The organism is Methylomonas rosea (genome assembly GCF_024505055.1).
Lineage (GTDB): Bacteria > Pseudomonadota > Gammaproteobacteria > Methylococcales > Methylomonadaceae > Methylomonas > Methylomonas rosea.
In genome coordinates, this window is the sequence record NZ_JANIBL010000080.1 from 1 (window position 1) to 18,546 (window position 18,546).

Below are 18,546 nucleotides of genomic sequence, written 5' to 3' on the forward strand. Positions count from 1 at the left end.
TTTTGCGGCGCTGACCAAATTGACCCGCACCTCGATTCTGGAAAATCTGCATGCCGATTACGCCCGCACCGCGCGCGCTAAAGGTTTGGCTGAGAACGACGTGCTTTGGAAACATGTATTCCGCAACAGCCTGTTGCCTCTGATTACTGTCTCGGCTGGCTTGCTGCCCAGCCTGTTGGCCGGCTCCCTGATCGTCGAAAATATTTTTAGCATTAACGGCATGGGCCAATTGGCGGTAGAAGCAGTCAAAGGCCGCGACCGCGAGTTAGTGCTGTCGATTACCTGGATCAGCGGCTTTCTGACGTTGATTGGTTATTTGATCGCCGACTTCTGTTACACCCTGGCCGATCCACGGGTGAGTTATGACTAAGCCCGTGATCAGCCGCGAATCTTTTTCGGCGCGTATCTGGCGCAAAACCTTGGCCGGTGTTGGCGTCAAATTCGGTTTTGGCTGGATTGCCTTACTGGTTTTTTGCGCGGTGTTTGCACCGTTTCTGGCCAACTCCATGCCATTGTTGATGAGCAAAGACGGCGTGATTTCCTCCCCCGTGTTGCAGTATTTAACCGTAGAAGACGCTTGGGTTCTGGCCAGTTTTTTCATTGCTCTGGCGGTATTTCGCTTAAACATTGACGGCGGTAAACAAATACTTTGGTTTTTAGCGGGCAGCGCTCTCGCGGCACTGCTGGTCAACAGTTTTGTCAAACCGCCGGTGCTGGTGATTTACGACGACTTCCGCAGCGCTGCTTACACGCAAGTGGATTGGAAGATCATGCCGCCCATCCCTTATGCGCCAGTCGATTATTTACGCGATTTGGGCAGCAAGGGCCTGGAAGCACCGTTCGCCACCGCAGGGCATACGCATGTGATGGGTACCGAGGAAAACGGTGCGGATGTGTTGAGCCGAATGATCCATGCCTGCCGAATTTCCTTGAGTATTGGTTTAATTGCCTCAGGCATTGCCTTGGCGATCGGGATCGTAGTCGGCGGATTGATGGGCTATTTCTCCGGTATCGTCGACATGCTGGGCATGCGGCTGGTGGAGATTTTCGAAGACATTCCTACCTTGTTTTTGCTGCTGACTTTCGTGGCCTTCTTTGGCCGCAGTTTGTACATGATGATGGTGATTATCGGCGTGACCGGCTGGTCTGGCTACGCGCGGTACGTGCGCCAGGAGTTTTTGAAACTGCGCAAACAAGACTACGTGCAAGCGGCGGTGGCCAGCGGTTTGCCGTTAAGTTCAATCTTATTCCGGCACATGCTGCCTAACGGTGTCGCGCCTTTATTGGTGGCGGTCAGCTTTGGCGTGGCCGGGGCGATTTTGTCGGAAGCGACTTTGAGCTTCCTGGGCTTGGGCGTGGTCGATGCGCCCTCCTGGGGGGCGATGTTGGACCAGGCGGTCAAGTCCTCGACCTTTAACTGGTGGATGGCGGTGTTTCCCGGCGGCTCGATTTTCATGACGGTGTTTGCCTACAACCTGATCGGCGAAGCGTTTCGGGATGCCATCGATCCGCGCTTGTCGGACAAAGCCGGGGTCAAATCATGAGCCAGCCTTTGTTGGAAGTCCGCAATCTGCGTACTTATTTGCGGTCCGGCGGCGGCGAAGTACGGGCGGTAGACGACATCAGTTTCAGCATCCCCAAAGGCCAAACCTTTTGCCTGGTCGGCGAATCCGGCAGCGGCAAGTCGGTCAGCGCCTTGTCGGTGATTCGCTTATTGCCGGACGGTGTGGCTTCGCATCCCAGCGGCGAAATTTTATTGAACGGGCAGGACTTGTTAACCCTGGACGATCCCGGTATCCGTGCCGTGCGCGGTTTAAAAATCGCCATGATTTTCCAGGAGCCGATGACCTCCTTAAATCCGGTGATGAGCATCGGCGCACAAATCACCGAGGCCCTGCAACTGCATCATGCCGATATGGACGATGCAGAAGCCATGGAACGCACGATCAAGGCCTTGGAACAGGTACAAATCCCCAACGCGTCCAGTCGCTTTCGTGATTACCCGCATCAATTGTCCGGCGGCCAACGCCAGCGGGTGATGATTGCGATGGCGCTGGCCTGCGAACCGCAATTACTGATCGCCGACGAACCCACCACCGCGCTGGATGTAACGGTGCAAGCCGAGATTTTGCGCCTGATGCGCAAACTTCAGGACGATACCGGCATGAGCATGCTGTTCATCACTCACGATTTTGGCGTAGTGGCGCAGATGGCGCATTGGGTGGGGGTGATGCAGCAAGGTAAACTGGTGGAAGTCGGCGCGTGTAAGTCAGTGCTACGCGCTCCCCTGCACCCCTATACCCAACAATTGCTGGCCGCAGTGCCGGAAAATCTGGCCAAGCCGGTTGTAGAGCCGCCGCAGGCTGAAGAACCCGACCCAGCCGATGACGAAAGCCTGAGTGACAGCGATAAAAAATTGCTGTCGGTGCTGACGCGCGCCGGTTTACGGGGCAAGTCTAAGCAGCCTGTTTCGCCGGCCAATACGCCCGGCGCTCTGCCCCGTGCAGATGATCAGCCTTTGCTGCAAATCCGTGACCTAAAAGTCTGGTTCCCCATCAAGAAAGGCGTGTTCCGGCAAACCGTCGATTATGTGAAAGCCGTGGATGAAGTGTCGCTGGATATTCCGCAAGGTGAAATCGTGGCCTTGGTCGGCGAATCCGGCTGTGGGAAAACCACCTTGGGCCGCGCGGTGTTGCAACTGGAATTGCCGACGGCGGGTAGTATTCGTATCGACGGCCAGGAACTCACCGGCTTGTCTGCGCGCGAATTGCGGCCACTGCGGCGCAAGATGCAAATTGCCTTTCAAGACCCGCAATCCTCCCTCAACCCGCGTTTACTGGTGGAAACCACTTTGACCGAGCCGATGAAAGTGCATGGCATTGGCGCCAATCAAGAACACCGCATCGAACTGGCCGGACAACTGCTGGAAGACATGCAACTCAGCCGCGAATCACTCTGGCGCTACCCACACGAGTTCTCCGGCGGTCAACGCCAGCGCATCGGTTTGGCGCGGGCTTTGGCACTCAATCCGGAGTTTGTTGTTTGCGATGAAATTACCAGCGCGCTGGATGTGTCGGTGCAGGCGGAAATTTTGCAATTGCTGCTGGATATTCGTCGGCGGCGTAATCTTACTTTGTTATTTATTACGCATAATATTGGCGTGGTGGAGTATCTCAGTGATCGGACGGTGGTGATGTATAAGGGGAAGATTGTAGAAGAAGGCTTAACTGCGAAGGTTTGTGGGGCGCCGGAGCATGCTTATACTCAGAGGTTGTTGGCGGCGGTGCCGAGGTTGGTGGTATAGGGGATTGTTGTGGCGATATACGGAAACTATTTAATTACTTGTTATGCCTTGCCTTCCGGAGGCGTTAAGTGATCAAACATCTAAAGAAGCGCTTTGACGAGTTACTCACCCAAGCCAATGAAGTTGCTGCCACAAAACAAGCAAAGTACAGCCAGCATTCGGGGCATTACGAACAAGTCGATACTGACCTCCTTCTTGGCTGGTGCGTCAAAACACGAAATCTACTAGCCTCTGCCTGTGGTAAGGAGTCCGAGCACTTCAAGGCATTCGTTAAGGCTGAAGAACCTAGTTTCTACGAAGAAAATCCAACAAGATTAAGTCGTCTTCGTGCTGTTTTTCTCGCCGCGAAAGAAGATTTTGAAGGCGGGTATCTTTCGTCAGTCCGCAACCTGGTTCAAGCAGAGGTTTTTTCAACCGAGCTCGAACAGGCTCGCGAACTTCTCAATGCGGGCTATCGTATTCCCGCTGCTGTGATTTGTGGTGTCGTCCTTGAGACAAACTTACGCAGCTTGTGCGAAGCGCACAGCTTAAGCCTAGGCAAGCTAGATAAGATGAATGCTGACCTTGCAAAAGTCGGTCAGTACAATTCACTTGTCCAAAAAAGAATTACCGCACTAGCTGCTATTCGGAATAGTGCGGCGCACGGAAACTCCGCTGAATTTGATGATGCTAACGTCAGATCTATGATTGAAGAGGTTGAGAAACTTGTCGCCGACTGGCTTTCGTAGCAGGCAACCTAGGCATAACAATATATTTAAGCCCGCGTAGGTACGATTAGCGGTAGCGTAATCGTACGCATGGTGATGAATTGCCACGACTTATTTTAATGTCGGGTCTCGGCCCGACAGCCGAGATACTTTTCTTTGCTTGTCCAAAGAAAAGTATCCAAAAGAAAAGACACCCGGATGCCGCTTATTCCCTGCGCTCCTCGCTTTTGAGCGGGGTTGCCGAAAGGGGCTTCCTGCCCCTTCGGCAACGCGATGCATCCCTGCATCGCCCCTAACGGGCTAATCCGTTCAAAAGCTCCGGTGCTCGGCGCGGCATACGGGAGAAAACCATCCCGATTTTCGGTAGCCCGCGTAGGTACGATTAGCGACAGCGTAATCGTATGCATGCTTGATTTATTGTCCCGGCCCGATAGCCTTTATCAGCCTATTGAAGGGTTTCACCTTTTGTGGCCACAACAAAAGTCAAAGCTCCTTCTTCCTACTGGAACAGCATGATCAACCCGGCGGGTTGCACGAGTTGTGCTAAGCAACCATAATGCAACCACGCTTGTTTCCCGAGGTAACTATATGCCCGCTTTGACCATCAAAAACATTCCGGACGCGTTATACGAACAATTGAAATCGGCTGCTGAATTGCATCGGCGTAGCATCAACAGTGAAGTCCTGGTTTGTCTTGAGCAAACCTTGCTTGCCAAGAAAACTACCCCCAGTGATCGCTTACAACGCATAGAGCAACTCCGAGCCGGCATCAAGCCTAATATCATTAGCTCAGACGACATCGATCAAGCTATCGAGAATGGGCGTCCATGATCGTTGCTGATACCAATATCATTAGCTACTTGTTCTTGCCGACCAATTATTCGGAGAAAGCAAGTCAGTTGTTTCAAGTTGATCCTGACTGGGCCGCACCTGAGCTTTGGCGAAGCGAGTTCCGTAATGTGCTTGCGTTGTATTTGAGGCAGAATATGATGTCCTTGACCCAGGCCTTGGCTCTGCAAGATGAAGCCGAATCGTTGATGGCCGATCGGGAGTTTACCTTGCCTTCTGCCGCAGTTATGAATCTCGTTGCCGGTAGCACGTGTTCTGCCTATGACTGCGAATTTGTCGCCTTGGCTCGACAACTATCGCTTAAGTTGGTGACTCAAGATAAAAAGCTATTGAGGGAATTTCCAGAAACGGCGGTGAGTCTCGACAAGTTTTTATTCCAAGCAAATTCGTAGGCCCATAGGATGAGCTGAACAAAGTGAAGTGTATCGGTCGTGATACACCGCAGGCTTATTCAAGCCCCTTCTGTGAGCCATCCTGGTGCAAAACAGCCGAATTCCGGTTGTATCTGGTGCAAATCTCCCGGTCTTTTATCGGTTATAAACTTCACAAATCCAGCAAAATCAAGGTTTCTGCGGTTTGGCATCAACCTTGCTGTATTCAAGTTGTGTTGTTACTCCTATCTGTTCTCATGTGTGGACGTGGCGCTCTGGTTGGTCGAAGTTCTTCGGGCGGGCAGGGCGCATTTTTTTGTCCGCGATAAAGCAATCCCGGTTACCAACCTGTTCCGCTTAAAATTTACATTTCAAATGATATTTCTGCACCCGGTAGCGCAGGGTTTCCCGGGTGGTGCCCAGCATGCGGGCGGCACCGGTGACGTTGTCGTCGTTGCGGTTCAGGGCTTCTTGGATGATGAATTTTTCCATTTCGTGCAGGCTGATGCTGCCGTCCAATGGAATGAATACGCCTTCCTGATTGACCTTGGCATTGTGATGCGCAGCGGCGCTTTGCGGGGCTTGTAACTGCAACCATTCCACCGGCAAATTATGATCGTTGGACAACAACACGCAACGTTCCAGTACGTTGTGCAATTCGCGAATATTGCCGGGCCAATCGTAACTTTTCAGGGCTTGCCAAGCTTGTTCGGAAATATGGCTGACCGATTTGGCCGATTTGCGATTACATTCGCCTATAAATTGCGGCACCAATTGCTCCAGGTCTTGTTTATGTTCGCGCAAGGCCGGCATGCGGATGTTGATCACGTTTAAACGGTGGTACAAATCGCGGCGGAATAAGCCTTCGGCGACTTTTTCCACCAAGTCCAGATTGGTCGCAGCGATAATTTGCACGTCGATGCTAATCTCGGCTTCGCCGCCCACCCGGCGGATGCGCAAATCTTCCACGGCTTTTAACAGCTTGCTTTGCAAATCCAGATCCATCTCGCCGATTTCATCGAGAAACAGCGTGCCGGTATGCGCTTGCTCGAACAGGCCGCGATGGCGTTTTTTCGCGCCGGTAAAGGCTCCGGCTTCGTAACCGAATAATTCGGCTTCCAATAGTTCACGCGGTAACGCAGCGCAATTTATTTCAACCAGCGGGGCGGCGGCGCGGCTGCCGGAATAGTGCAGAATACGGGCTATCATGCCTTTGCCGGTACCGGTTTCGCCGCTGACGATCAGGCTGGAGAAGGGCACGTTGGCGATTTGCTTCAACATCGCTCGCAGTTGGCTCATGGCCGGGCTGGAGCCGATCAAGCTGTCGATGCTGTATTGATGGTTCTGCGAGGCGGTTTGCTGCTCTAGTCGCCGTTGGGCGCGGGCGCTGCGGGCAGCGCCTTCCACCAATAGATTCAAACGATCCAGCGAACAGGGTTTCTCGATAAAGTCGTAAGCGCCCAAGCGCACCGCCCGTACCGAATCGGCGACACTGCCGTAACCGGTCAAAAACACCCATTCGCTGCTGCTAATTTCGGGTTTAAGTTTTTCCAGCAAATCCAGCGCGTTGCCGTCCGGCAAGTTCATATCCGACAACACCACTAGAGGGTCCAAGGATTGTCCGCCCAGAAACTGTTCGGCTTGTTGCAGGGAATGCGCAATGCTGACTTCCCAGCCACCCTTGCCGAAATAGCGCGCCAACTCCGAGGCCAGCAAGGTTTCGTCTTCGATAATTAATAGGGTGTTGGTCATCATGGCGTGGATTTTTTTGTTGTTTTATAGGGGGCTTGCCGACTGATAGCTCAGTGCCGGCCTGGTGTCTTGTGTCAGCCGAATAGATTCAAACTACAGGTAATATTAAAGTTACCACGCCATTGCCGGCGGCAGTGTTATCCAATTTCAACTGACCGCTCAAGTCCTTTGCAAAGCGTTGTACCATCACCAGACCTAGACCACTGCCTTTTTCCTTCAGGCTAACGAATGGCCGAATGCCTTGCTGTAACAACGCCGCACTGAAACCGTCGCCGCTGTCGGTGACGCTGATCATTAGCTGCTGATTGCTTTGCGCGATAGCCACCTCCACTTTGCCGGTGCGGGCGCCGATAGCTTGCACCGCATTTTGCAATAGATTGAGCAGGGCTTGTCGAAATTCGATCTCGGGGAGCATCATCGGCAGATCGGCCTTGCCGTGCACGGCAAAACAAATATTGTCGGTGGCTTGGTATTTAAATAGCGTGATCAAATCATTTACCACCAGATTGACATCGGTAGGTTGGGCAATTTTGCTGCTGTGACGGGCGGAACTGAGCAGATCGTTAAGATGGCTAGTCAGTCTTTGTACTTCGCTGTGCAACAAACCGATGCGTTGGCGCAAGTCCGGGTCGCTGGCTTCCGACAACAAGTTTTCCAACGCCACTTGAATGATTGCCAGCGGATTGCGCAACTCGTGCGCCGTACTGGCCGCCATTTCCGTCAAGGCCGCCAGACGTTCGGCTTTGGCCAGACGCTGGCTTTGTTCCAATAGCGCATGACTGGTTTGCCGCACCTGTTGTTCCAGGCGGTTGGTGTAATGCAGATGTTCCTGCTCCAGTTCGATCAAATGGTCGACCAAGTGATTATAACGATCAAATAGATCGCGCAATATCGGGTCGGCGGTCTCGCGCGTGATCGGTTGCTTAACCCCTTCCGCCAGGCCGGACAATAAATCGCGCAGCGCATCCAGCGGCTCCAGAACGTTATTCCGAAAAAAATAATGGCCTATCCAAAATAACAGCAAGGGCAGAATAATGGCCAATTGCAGTTCCAGTTGACTGTCGTCTTCAACACCGATCAACATTTTTTCTTCTTCGTTAGTCTGCCGGTCCAGTACTTGCCGAATCATATTGACCGAGTCGATTAAGGCTTTCGCGTCGCCGTTGCTGGCGGCGGCAAATTTGGTCTGTAAGGTGTTTAGATCGACTGCTGACGCGAACTCCGAACTTTTATTATGCGTTTGTAATAAATCCAGCAGCCGCTCTTGAATGTCGTTGATCTGCTCGGCGGCTACGTCCGGATTACTGCGGTGCAAAGCCAGTTGCGATTGCAGTTCCAACAATTCAAAAATTGTTTCCTCCAAATAGCGGCCTTTGCCGATATCGGTTTCTATGGTTTGTATCCGCTCGTGGTTGCGCCAAGTCAGGCGGCCGATGGCCAGCAGTTCGCCAATCACCAGAATGCTCATCACTATCGTGACGAAAATGACCGGACGTAACAGAAGTTTTAGCATGCTTTAATTTCTCGTGTTGTTTGCTGCTAAGCGAAGCATAGCACTTTGGCTGTTACGACTCGCCCGGTCAAATTTTACGCCGGCTCAGCGGGTGATTATCGAATGCCTTGCGTACTTGCCGCCAATGTTTCAGGACTTGTTCGATTCGGTTGCCGGCACTGGGTTTAAGCAGGGTAAAGCATTCGCTGCTGCGTACGAAGGCCGACAAAAAGTCGCCCATGATGCGTTGCTGGGTTTTGTACTCGGCCAGGGCTGCCCGTTTTAAGTTGATTTGCGCTGGCGAGAGGTTAACGCAAGCGCGGCTGTGGCCGCGTAGCGGCAGGTCGGGCGGCAATACCAGCGGTTGATCGCTCCAATCTTGCGGAATGCCCCAGTTTGATCCGGTTGGCCAGTCGTGTTGCCAATGAATCAAATAGGCCAGTAATTTCGGTTGTGGGTGCTGCGTCGGGTTTTGTAGTAACCAGTTATGCACGGCCAGCAAGGTAAACATGCCCAGACCGGCATGGTCGGAGTCGTTTTCCATTACATCCGGGAAGGCGATTACCGTGGGTTTGGTATCTTGCAGAATGGCGACCAGTTCGTTAAGTAGATCCTGCCCATCCTGGGCAAAACCGCGATCTTCAGCTTGCCGGTAGGGTACGTGATCAAAGCCGGTGAATTCGGAGCGCATCGGATTATTGCGCCGCCAGTGCGACACCAGCGCCGAATAAATGCTACCGTCCGAGAATCCCAATAAATCCAGATGCACAAAGCCATTGCCCAAAATGTTGGCGGCGCGGCGCGATTCTTCCAAACGCTTTTCACCGAAATCCAGATAATCGGCCGCCGATGGATTACGTTTGCCGCTATCCAACATTACCGCGCCGACGTAACCATCGCCGGATGTCACTACCGTAGAGCGCACGCTGCCGCCATGTTGCAATACCTGTTGGATCACGCCGGCCGAACTCAGTGTTTCGTCGTCGGGGTGTGGAGCCAGCACCAACAGGCGCTCACCGTTACCGATTTCCAAAGTCTGTTCCGCAACGGCAAATACTGGTGTTGCCAGCAATAGCACACAAACACTTAGATACATTAAAGATCGTCGCATGGATGTTCTCGAGTTTCCAGTTGTTGAATTTATGCTGCGTCCCGCACCGATATGTTGCCTAAAAACTCAAAATGTGCTCTGACAACGCGAACACCGATTGGTCCTTGAACCGCATTGTAGGCCGCGTTGGCAATGAGGTGACAACCCTGCGTCACCCAGATGGAAGACAGCAAGCTCAATAGGTAATAAATATCGACCACTTGTTCGGAGCCGATTTGTGCAGACCGTGATCAGCCAGCAACTGCATAAATCAAAAATTGCCCTTTTCGGCAGCGGACTTGTGTTCCTCGGCTTTGATGTTGGCAACACAGAGCATCAAAGCCAGCATTGCGCCGTAGGAAATTGCCTCAAGTGGTAGATTGAGCATTATGCTCAGCCCAAATCCTTATCCCGCTCGCCGCTGCTGATGCGGCCGCCTTCGTGGGCCTCGATTATGTAAACCTTGCCGTCGCCATGATGCCCGCTGCGGGCGGTGCGCATGATGGTTTCGAAAATGACCTCGACCAACTCGTCCGGCGCGAAAATCTCCAAACGCTTGCGGGCCAGAAACGGTTTGTAATCCTGCACGTGTTCCGTCCGTTCGCGGCCGAAGCCTTCGCAATCGACTATCGACATACCCGGAAAACCCGGTATCTCCATCAAGGCCATCGTGATCTGGCTCAGCTTGTGCGGTTGTACATAAGCGCGAATTTCTTTCATGGTAATCCTCTAAGGTTCGTCAGGCTCGGCGAAATAGCGATACAACGCGGGTAGCAGGGTTAAAGTCAAAATGGTGGCGGTGATCAGGCCGCCGATAATGACGATGGCAAACGGCTTGGCGGTTTCCGAGCCGACGCTGGTCGACAGCGCGGCCGGAAATAGTCCCAGCATCGCCATCAAAGCCGTCATCACCACCGGTCGCAAGCGGCTCACGGAGCCATTGACGATGGCGTCATGTAGTTTTTGGCCGTCGCGGCGCAGTTTGTTGAGCTGGGAGACCAAAATCACCCCATTCTGCACGGCAATCCCAAACAGGGCAATGAAGCCGACCGCCGCCGACACGCTCAGGTTGATACCGGTTGCCAATAAAATCAGTAAGCCGCCTATCATGGCGAACGGCACGTTCATCACGATCAACAAGGCATTTTTAATCGACATGAAAGCCCAGAACAGCAGCACAAAAATCAGTCCTAAGCTGATCGGCACGATGACGGCCAGACGCTTCATCGCCCGTTGCTGGTTTTCGAACTGGCCGCTCCAGACGATGTGATAGCCGGGCGGCAAATCGACTTGCGCCGCGACTTTTTGCTGAGCCTCGGCGACGAAGCTGCCCTGGTCGCGGTCGATCAGGTTACATTTGATGGCAATCCGCCGCATATTGTCTTCGCGGCTGATGCGGGACGCGCCCTGATTGATTTTGATGGTGGCCAGTTCGGATAGCGGGATGCGTTGGCCGGCTGGGGTTTGCACCGTCAAGTTTTCCAGATCGGCTACCGAATCGCGGGCGTTATCCTGGTAACGTAGGGTGATGTCGAAACGGCGTTCGCCTTCCAGAAACTGCGAAGCCGCCTTGCCGCCCATGCCGATTTCCATCACCCGCTCCACGTCGGCGACATTGATGCCGTAGCGCGACACCTTGGCCCTGTCGATATCGACGATGACTTGCGCCAACCCGGCTTGCTGTTCGGCGGCGACATCGGTGGCACCTTGAATACCGGCCAGAATATGCGTGATTTGATCGGCTCTGTCCTGCAAGGTTTGCAAATCGCTGCCGAAGATTTTGATGGCGATTTCGCCTTTCACGCCGGAAATAGCCTCTTCGACATTGTCCTGAATCACCTGGGAAAAGTTGGTGAGTATGCCCGGAAAAATGGCCAACGCCTTGTCCATGGCCTGCACCAAATCGTCTTTGCGTTTGTAACGCCAGGTATCCTTGGGCTTTAAATCGATCAGCACCTCCAGATTATTAAAGCCTTTGGGGTCGGTGCCGTCTTCCGGCCGGCCGAGTTGGGTGATGATGGTTTTGGCTTCCGGAAAGGTTTCCAGGGTTTCGCGTACCTGCCGTTCCAATTGTTTGGCCGTGCTCAGAGATATCGGCGTCGGCAAGGTGATGGTCAGCCAGATATTGCCTTCGTCGAGCTTGGGCATGAATTCGGTACCTATCAGTTTCACCGACATGAAGCTCAACACCAGCGCGGTGATGGCGGTAACAAATACCGCACGCGCATGGCGTAATACCCATTCCAGAAGCTGACGGTAACGAGTTTCCATCGCGTGCACCAGCGGATTGTGTTGCTCGGCGAGTTTGGGACCCAGCAAATAAGTCAGCATCGCCGGTACGAAGGTCAAACTGAACAGCATAGAGGCTACCAACGCAAAACTCAGGGTGTATGCCATCGGCGAAAAGATTTTGGCTTCCACGCGCTGGAAGGTAAAAATCGGCAAAAAGGCGATGATGATGATGGCTTTGGAAAACAGGATGGGCCTGCCCATTTCCTTGGCGGTGGTGAGCAACGATTGCCGCAGATGCCGCATATCGGCATTGTGTTGTAAATCCAGCGTGACTTGCACCATTACGGCTTCGACCAGTACCACCGCGCCGTCGACAATGATGCCGAAGTCGATGGCGCCCAGCGAAATCAGATTGGCGGAAATGCCGCCGAGGTCCACCAGTATGAAGGCGAATAGCAGGGATAATGGAATGATCAGCGTGACCAGCAGCGCCGCGACAAAGCGCCGCAAAAACACCAGCAAGATTATCAGGATCAAGATCGCGCCTTCGATCATATTGTGTTCGACGGTATGAATGGTATGCCCGACCAATTCTGTCCTATCGTAAAACGGCGTGATTTTTACGCCGGGCGGTAGACCGAAATCATTGAGTTCCTTGATTTTCTGTTTCACGCCATCCAGGACATTGACAGCGTCGCGGCCTTTGATCAACAACACGATGCCTTCGACCACGTCGTCGCGCTGATTCATGCCCACCATACCGTTGCGCGGTTGCGGCCCCACGCTGATGTCTGCCACATCTTTAATCCTCACCGGCACGCCGTCGTTGGTGGTCACGACGATTTCGCCGATTTCATCCGCGGACTTCAACAAGCCGGTGCCGCGCACCACCAAGGCTTCATCGCCGTGTTCGATATAGCCGCCGCCGGTATTGGTATTGTTGGCGGCGATGGCAGCAAACACTTGGTTGAGATCGATACGATAGTTTTTTAAGCGATCCGGCTTGGCGGCGACTTTATATTCCTTCACCCCGCCACCGAAACCGACCACGTCGGCGACGCCTTGTACCGAGCGCAAGCGCGGCTCGATGATCCAATCCTGCAAGGCGCGCTGCTCCACCAATGGCAAGTTTTTCGCATCGATCACATAGCGCAAGATCTCGCCGACGCCAGTTGATAAAGGCCCGAGTTGCGGTTTGGTTTCGCTGGGAATATCGGCGTATTGCAGGCGCTCCAGTACTTGCTGACGGGAGAAATAATCCTCGGCTTTATCATCAAAAGTTAAAGTGACGACCGATAAGCCGAAAATGGATACTGAACGCATGTTCATTAAATGCGGCAAACCGTTCATTTCCCGTTCGATAGGCAGAGAGATCTGCTTTTCCACTTCTTCCGGTGCCTGGCCGGGAAACTGGGTGACCACTTGTACAAAGACGTTTTGCACATCCGGAAAGGCCTGTACCGGCAGGTTTTCGAAGGCGATGATGCCGGAAACGGCAATCGCCAGCGTGGCGCCGATGACCATCAGCCGTTGTTGCAAACAAAACGCGATAAGACGCTCGATCATGTCAGGGTCCTGGGTATGGCGCTAGGGCTGGTTGTTACTTTCGGTTTCGACTTCTTCTTCGGCGCGCAGCATCAGCGCACCTTCGGTCACCAGCAGCTCATTGGTTTCCAGTCCTTGGGTGACGATTGCTTGGTCTTTCAATCGCAAGCCGATGTCGACCTTGCGTTGCCGGTAGCGGTTGTCGTCCAGGGCGATGAACACATAATCGGCATCGCTTTCGGTAAACACGGCAGTCAGCGGGATCACGAAAGCCTTGTCGTCCGCCGCGCTTTCTACCGCGATGGTGGCGTACATGCCGGGCATGAGGCGGCCATCCGGATTATCCAGTTTGCAGCGCACCTGTACGGTGCGGGTGGTTTCGTCGAGCACTTGGCCGATGTACTGCACGGTCGCCGGAAACGCTTCGCCGGGATAGGCTGGCACCGAGACGGACACCTGTTGCCCGAGCTTGATTTTGCCGATGTTGACTTCGAACACCTCCAACAATACCGTCAAGTGCTTCAGATCGGAGACCACATATAAAGGCGTATCCAGATCCGGCCGTACTTCCATGCCTGGATTGACGTTACGTTCTACTACCACGCCGGGCACTGGGGTGCGCAACGCGAAGCGGCCATCGGCTTGGCGGGTGGACAAGTGCAGGTTTTTTAAACGGTCCTCGGCGCGTTGCCGATCGCTGCGGGCGCTGCTCAAATCGCTTTGCGCTTGTTCCAGTTCCTTGCGGGAAATGGCTTTGCCGGCGTATAGCTCTTGTTGGCGATTGAAGGCGTGGCTGGCGAGAGTTGCCGCCGCTTGTGCCTTGGCGAAATCGGCTTCCGCATCGGCGACGTCCGGGCTGTCCAATTCCAATAAGGTGGAACCGGCCTGAACCGGCGTGCCTAGCGAGACGGGCACGGCAACGACCCGGCCGGCGACGGGCGAACTGATGCGCGAGGTCAGGCTTTCGTCATATACGATTTTGCCGGCCAAAGGTTCCAGCAGAGGATGTTGAGACAAGCTCAGGTGCGCCGTTTTGACGTAGGCCTTTTTCGGCGAATCGGGCGCCAGGATGACTTCGCCGGCGGGTGTTGCCGGTTTGGCTGGCGGCGGCGCCTTGTCGGCCGAGTCGGAACAAGCCGGTAATATCCCGGCGGCGAGCAAGCAACAGCAGAGTAGCGATATTTTGCCGAGAGATTGGATAGATGTATTCATGTCGATTATTCGTTTCAGCATGCTATTGCAATTGAGTGTGGTCCTGCGCCTTGTAGCCGGAGGCATTGTCGTTGCCGACTTCCTCGCCCAGGGCTTTGACCAGGTCGTAATAGGCATTGGCGCGGTTGATCATGGCCTGGCTGTAATCGCGCATCACATTTTTATAGCTGCGTTGCGCTTCGATAAAGTCCAGCACGCCGGTAGCGCCCTTGCTATATGCCAGTTCCGCACTGTTACGCACCGCCAGCGCATCGTCGAGCAAGCCGCTTTGAAAGCGCTGCACGATTTTGTCCGCGCTGTTCCAAGTTGCTAAGGCGGTGGCGACATCGCTGCGAATGCCCAGCTCGGTTTGCTCGACCGCCAGTTGGTTCTGATTTAAAGCCACCGCTGCTTTATCCGATTGGCCTTGGTATTGATCGAACACCGGCACCGGTACGCTGACGCCGACGAAAAATGAATTGAGCGTGTTGTTGCTGGGGTCGCGCGCGTAACCGGCGTTGACGGTGACGTCCGGGTACTTCAGGCGTCTGGCCAATTCCAGTTCTTTTTCCGCTTGGGCGGCTCGTTGTTTGTCGGCCAGTAAATCCGGGCGTTGTTGTAAGGCTTTGTTCATCAAGTCGTCTTTGGACAGGCTTTGACCGATGTCTTTAATATCCGGCCATTGTTCCTTGGCTTCGAAATGCAGGCCGTTATCCGGCCAGCGCAAGATGACCGCCAAACCGGCTTGCGCCTGTTCCACCGCGGTTTGCGCGGTATCCAGATCGGATTGCGCGCGCATGGCTTCCATTTTTACCCGTAAAAAATCGGATTCGGCTATATCGCCGCTGTTCATTCGCAGTTGGTTGGCCTTGGAAATGGTTTGGTAATGATCAACAATTTCCTGCGCCAGCCAGCGGTTCTGTTGTGCCAGCAGCAGGTCGTAATAAGCGTCTCTTACCATATTGGAAAAAATCCGCACTGCGTCCCTAAAATCGCTTTCCGCCGCCTGGGTGGCAAAACCGCTGCTTTCGATGCGTAGGCCACGTTTGCCGGCGACTTCGATTAACTGACTAAAGGAAAAATATTCGGCCGGGCCGCAGGATACATTGGCATCGTGGTTGCAACCCGTGGCATTGGAACCCATATTGGGCCGATTGCTTAACTCGGAAATCTGCACGCCCAGGGTCGGGTTGGGTATCGCCGCAGCGATCAGCGCGTCGGCGCGGGATTGATCGATATTGTATTGGGCGGCGATCAGATCCAGATTGCGCTGGTAAAACAGCGCCAGCGCCTCGTCGAGTGATAAGGGGACGTTTTGCGCGACAGCCTGAAAAGTCAGCACAGACCCCAGCAAGCCGAAAATGGTGCTACGGATAAAAAGTGAGTGTCGCATGGTTTATCACCGCAGTTGCGCTGGTTAACGTGAATGGTAAGCACTAACAGCAATTTGTTTGCCATGACCACTCAGGGACGTGACATCCCGTGAATACGGCTTATTTCAACCTTTATGCGGGGGAAGCTGGCGGGTGCAAAGAACGGAAGGGGATTGTAGTGGTTTATATGAACCACAACATTTCTTGGGTTGGCCGAAATGAGCTGATTTGGGTTGGAAAATTTCTATCGGTCAGGAGAGTTATTTCGAGGCGTTCGCAAAGACCGGTTATACGATTTCAAAGGAAAAAATCACGGCGATCACGGTCATCGATACCAGCCCGACGATAAAAAGTATTTCCGCCCAGCGTTCCAAACCGACAGTCGAACGTTCCAGTCGAATCGACAAAAACGATAGCAGCGCACTGATCGTAAACAGCAAGCTGTCTATTGCCAGCGCCTTATCGATAACATAGCCAACCAAATCGGCAGGCTGACCTTTCACGATACTGATGACCATGATGCAAACACCTACCATCGTCGCCGAATTCGGCAAAATATGATGCGAGAGGTCGTTATTATTTTTCATTCGATATTTACGAGGGCATTAAATCTTCAAGAACAATGGCTGTGCGGCGATTTTAAAGCACAGTTTTTACGCAAAACCAGGTTGGGTCGTTGACGAGCATCATAACGCGGTGAAAGCGAAATTTGGATGGGGTATGAATGCTGGGTAGCGGCCAAAAGTGGACGACCAATATTTCAGACCAATGTCAGGTAAGAGCCAGAAAACTGCCGTTTAATCTCACATGTAAACTACGCGAGCTTGAGAGTGACGTGACAGAAGTGCACAAATTTAACCTGATAATTCGCAATTCAGGGGGCATATGTTGAATACATGTCTGATTGCCATTCTCTTAATAAACCCACAACTAAGTCATATTTTTCTAGCTTCTCTGTTAAAAGTTCCATTTGGTCATGTAGATTACGGATATTGATATGACTTATACCATTGAGGTTATCATTTCCGGCTTTATCTTTAGGGTAACGGAACGTAAAAGACTCGGGATCAACACCTTCAAAATCAATGATGATTTTGTCAATCGTTTCAACATCTTTTTGAGTTATGTACTCCTTAGCACCACTGTCTACGGTTTTAATTATTTTTCTCATCAATCCTTTTGCATCGTTCCAAAGATCCTTTATTCGATGATGTTGGGGGAAATCATTTCCTTCAGAGAGCAAAATTTTAGATTCTCTGATCACTTTTTTCAGTTGTAACTCTATGTATTGTCGATATAAGAACACTATTGGATAGACTAAGATGTCTCGGTCTCGTGCAGATCCAACCACTAAATGAGCCAGTTCATCAGCAGCTTTTCTGTACCCATCTATATAAAGGCTGATTGCGTCTGGACTCCACGCTACACACGCATTACTTTTCCAATCTTCTCCAGAAGAAAACATAGAATTGGTGATGATGTCCGTATGTAAGGGTTTTATAGATTTCATAAGCAGTAACTGATGTGTTAATGAAATATTTGAGTTCATAATGTTAATTCAATATACCCATTTTCAATATAATATACAGCGTTTAGGGCTTAACAGGTTGGTGAAAAACTCTTTTTTACAATCAACCGCGTCTACATTTAGTGCCGCTAGTTTGGTTTTGATACTAAATAAAGGCCTTTTCCAGCTGAATTAGTGGCCGGAATATGGTTTTTCACCAACCTGTTAACGGCTAGCCACTACAGAGAAGACTCTGAACTACCAACCGCTGATATGAAGAAAGTTGAAAATGTTTAGCGGTAAAGCTAATTATTTGATTTTATAAGTTCCATTGCTGTTTTTGCAAACCTGCTAATTTCTTTTTTAGTTTCGCTTTTAGGAAATGAAATTAAGTTCGGGTCTTCTTTAACATATAATTTGAAGTAAAACTTAACCAATGCATCCCCATCTGGTGTTAATTTGCATTTAATATTTTTACCTTTGTCTAAGTGGCTTTTAAACTCTAGGTATCGCTGAAGTTGATAAAGACGTCCAACCGTGGGTTCTTGAATGACAGAATCAATTCCGTAAGTCATAACCTCTTCAAGAAAATCATTTTCAGTAAAGAATGGTCTTCTGTTTTTTATTGTCTCCCTAGCTTTATGTAAAGCTCTTCTTTCCCTATTGCTATAATTCTCAGACTGCATATTCGGCAACTCAACGGAAGTCCATTTGTCAGCGTCTAATTGCATTAACAATCTGATGTCGGAGATAGATAAATATAGGGAGTGAAGAATTGCTTTTGCATTGTATTTCTTCAATAGCTTTCTTATGGCTTCGTCGACATTTGGTAATAATAAAAAAGCGTCATTAACGCACTGTAATTCATTATCTAATTCGGCTCTATCCTTCTCATTCTGCTCTTGTTTTCTTTTTATGTCTTGCTCTTTAGACCATTTCTCATAATTACTATCAGAGATATTTATCCACATCAGATAGATTATAAATAACACTACTAGAAATCCTGCGCCCATATTTTAAAATTTTATATAAAAATATATTGAATTAATATAATAAGCAAGAATCCGAATCAGGCCACGAATCCCACAGAATACAATTAGCTTTTTGGCTCTCATAGCTATAACCGGGTGAAA

16 protein-coding genes are annotated in these 18,546 nt (G+C 51.6%); 6 read left to right on the top strand and 10 right to left on the bottom strand.

Features of this window, described 5'->3' with window-relative positions; genetic code table 11:
* The 6 genes from NP589_RS19490 to NP589_RS19515 all read left to right on the top strand — a co-directional run.
* Positions 1-370: ABC transporter permease (locus NP589_RS19490; protein WP_256608459.1), on the top strand; the 370-nt coding region annotated here is incomplete at its 5' end.
* Positions 363-1,544: an ABC transporter permease gene (locus NP589_RS19495; RefSeq protein WP_256608460.1), complete on the top strand. Its 1,182-nt coding sequence runs from the start codon at positions 363-365 to the stop codon at positions 1,542-1,544. The genes NP589_RS19490 and NP589_RS19495, both read left to right, overlap by 8 nt.
* A complete protein-coding gene (locus NP589_RS19500) occupies positions 1,541-3,304 on the top strand; it encodes an ABC transporter ATP-binding protein (RefSeq protein ID WP_256608461.1) in 1,764 nt (587 codons plus the stop codon). The genes NP589_RS19495 and NP589_RS19500 overlap by 4 nt, the downstream gene beginning before the upstream one ends.
* A gap of 68 nt (positions 3,305-3,372) precedes the next feature.
* Positions 3,373-4,032: a hypothetical protein gene (locus NP589_RS19505; protein ID WP_256608462.1), complete on the top strand. Its 660-nt coding sequence runs from the start codon at positions 3,373-3,375 to the stop codon at positions 4,030-4,032.
* A 567-nt stretch (positions 4,033-4,599) separates the two neighbouring features.
* Positions 4,600-4,842: a FitA-like ribbon-helix-helix domain-containing protein gene (locus NP589_RS19510; RefSeq protein WP_256608463.1), complete on the top strand. Its 243-nt coding sequence runs from the start codon at positions 4,600-4,602 to the stop codon at positions 4,840-4,842.
* Positions 4,839-5,252, top strand: a complete 414-nt coding sequence (locus tag NP589_RS19515; RefSeq protein ID WP_256608464.1) for a type II toxin-antitoxin system VapC family toxin — start codon at positions 4,839-4,841, stop codon at positions 5,250-5,252. Before NP589_RS19510 ends, NP589_RS19515 begins: the two co-directional genes overlap by 4 nt.
* A 336-nt stretch (positions 5,253-5,588) precedes the next feature.
* On the opposite strand, the gene NP589_RS19520 is transcribed toward NP589_RS19515, so the two are convergent.
* The 10 genes from NP589_RS19520 to NP589_RS19565 form a co-directional block, all read right to left on the bottom strand.
* A complete protein-coding gene (locus tag NP589_RS19520; RefSeq protein WP_256608474.1) occupies positions 5,589-6,983 on the bottom strand; it encodes a sigma-54-dependent transcriptional regulator in 1,395 nt (464 codons plus the stop codon).
* An 88-nt stretch (positions 6,984-7,071) separates the two neighbouring features.
* On the bottom strand, positions 7,072-8,496 hold the full coding sequence (locus tag NP589_RS19525; protein ID WP_256608465.1) for a sensor histidine kinase: 1,425 nt from the start codon (positions 8,494-8,496) through the stop codon (positions 7,072-7,074).
* Positions 8,497-8,563: 67 nt separating this feature from the next.
* The gene (locus tag NP589_RS19530; protein WP_256608466.1) at positions 8,564-9,586 is read right to left on the bottom strand and encodes a PIG-L deacetylase family protein; all 1,023 of its coding nucleotides are present in this window, start codon (positions 9,584-9,586) and stop codon (positions 8,564-8,566) included.
* A gap of 372 nt (positions 9,587-9,958) precedes the next feature.
* On the bottom strand, positions 9,959-10,285 hold the full coding sequence (locus NP589_RS19535; RefSeq protein WP_256608467.1) for a P-II family nitrogen regulator: 327 nt from the start codon (positions 10,283-10,285) through the stop codon (positions 9,959-9,961).
* Between the two features lie 9 nt (positions 10,286-10,294).
* Positions 10,295-13,363 (bottom strand): efflux RND transporter permease subunit, encoded by a 3,069-nt coding sequence (locus tag NP589_RS19540; RefSeq protein WP_256608468.1) that lies wholly within the window; start codon positions 13,361-13,363, stop codon positions 10,295-10,297.
* A 21-nt stretch (positions 13,364-13,384) separates the two neighbouring features.
* On the bottom strand, positions 13,385-14,554 hold the full coding sequence (locus NP589_RS19545; RefSeq protein WP_256608469.1) for an efflux RND transporter periplasmic adaptor subunit: 1,170 nt from the start codon (positions 14,552-14,554) through the stop codon (positions 13,385-13,387).
* Between the two features lie 22 nt (positions 14,555-14,576).
* Positions 14,577-15,926, bottom strand: coding sequence for a TolC family protein (locus NP589_RS19550; protein WP_256608470.1), 1,350 nt, complete (start codon positions 15,924-15,926; stop codon positions 14,577-14,579).
* A 267-nt stretch (positions 15,927-16,193) separates the two neighbouring features.
* Positions 16,194-16,493, bottom strand: a complete 300-nt coding sequence (locus NP589_RS19555) for a hypothetical protein (protein WP_256608471.1) — start codon at positions 16,491-16,493, stop codon at positions 16,194-16,196.
* A 287-nt stretch (positions 16,494-16,780) separates the two neighbouring features.
* Positions 16,781-17,455 (bottom strand): hypothetical protein, encoded by a 675-nt coding sequence (locus tag NP589_RS19560; protein ID WP_256608472.1) that lies wholly within the window; start codon positions 17,453-17,455, stop codon positions 16,781-16,783.
* Positions 17,456-17,718: 263 nt separating this feature from the next.
* The gene (locus NP589_RS19565) at positions 17,719-18,405 is read right to left on the bottom strand and encodes a hypothetical protein (protein WP_256608473.1); all 687 of its coding nucleotides are present in this window, start codon (positions 18,403-18,405) and stop codon (positions 17,719-17,721) included.
* Between the last annotated feature and the right edge of the window lie 141 nt (positions 18,406-18,546).

Bases quoted from the DNA above. Each gene is read 5' to 3' on its own strand.
- NP589_RS19495 (WP_256608460.1), top strand. From the start codon at position 363: ATGACTAAGCCCGTGATCAGCCGCGAATCTTTTTCGGCGCGTATCTGG.
- NP589_RS19500 (WP_256608461.1), top strand. From the start codon at position 1,541: ATGAGCCAGCCTTTGTTGGAAGTCCGCAATCTGCGTACTTATTTGCGG.
- NP589_RS19510 (WP_256608463.1), top strand. From the start codon at position 4,600: ATGCCCGCTTTGACCATCAAAAACATTCCGGACGCGTTATACGAACAA.
- NP589_RS19515 (WP_256608464.1), top strand. From the start codon at position 4,839: ATGATCGTTGCTGATACCAATATCATTAGCTACTTGTTCTTGCCGACC.
- NP589_RS19520 (WP_256608474.1), bottom strand. From the start codon at position 6,983: ATGACCAACACCCTATTAATTATCGAAGACGAAACCTTGCTGGCCTCG.
- NP589_RS19525 (WP_256608465.1), bottom strand. From the start codon at position 8,496: ATGCTAAAACTTCTGTTACGTCCGGTCATTTTCGTCACGATAGTGATG.
- NP589_RS19530 (WP_256608466.1), bottom strand. From the start codon at position 9,586: ATGCGACGATCTTTAATGTATCTAAGTGTTTGTGTGCTATTGCTGGCA.
- NP589_RS19535 (WP_256608467.1), bottom strand. From the start codon at position 10,285: ATGAAAGAAATTCGCGCTTATGTACAACCGCACAAGCTGAGCCAGATC.
- NP589_RS19540 (WP_256608468.1), bottom strand. From the start codon at position 13,363: ATGATCGAGCGTCTTATCGCGTTTTGTTTGCAACAACGGCTGATGGTC.
- NP589_RS19545 (WP_256608469.1), bottom strand. From the start codon at position 14,554: ATGAATACATCTATCCAATCTCTCGGCAAAATATCGCTACTCTGCTGT.
- NP589_RS19550 (WP_256608470.1), bottom strand. From the start codon at position 15,926: ATGCGACACTCACTTTTTATCCGTAGCACCATTTTCGGCTTGCTGGGG.
- NP589_RS19555 (WP_256608471.1), bottom strand. From the start codon at position 16,493: ATGAAAAATAATAACGACCTCTCGCATCATATTTTGCCGAATTCGGCG.
- NP589_RS19560 (WP_256608472.1), bottom strand. From the start codon at position 17,455: ATGAACTCAAATATTTCATTAACACATCAGTTACTGCTTATGAAATCT.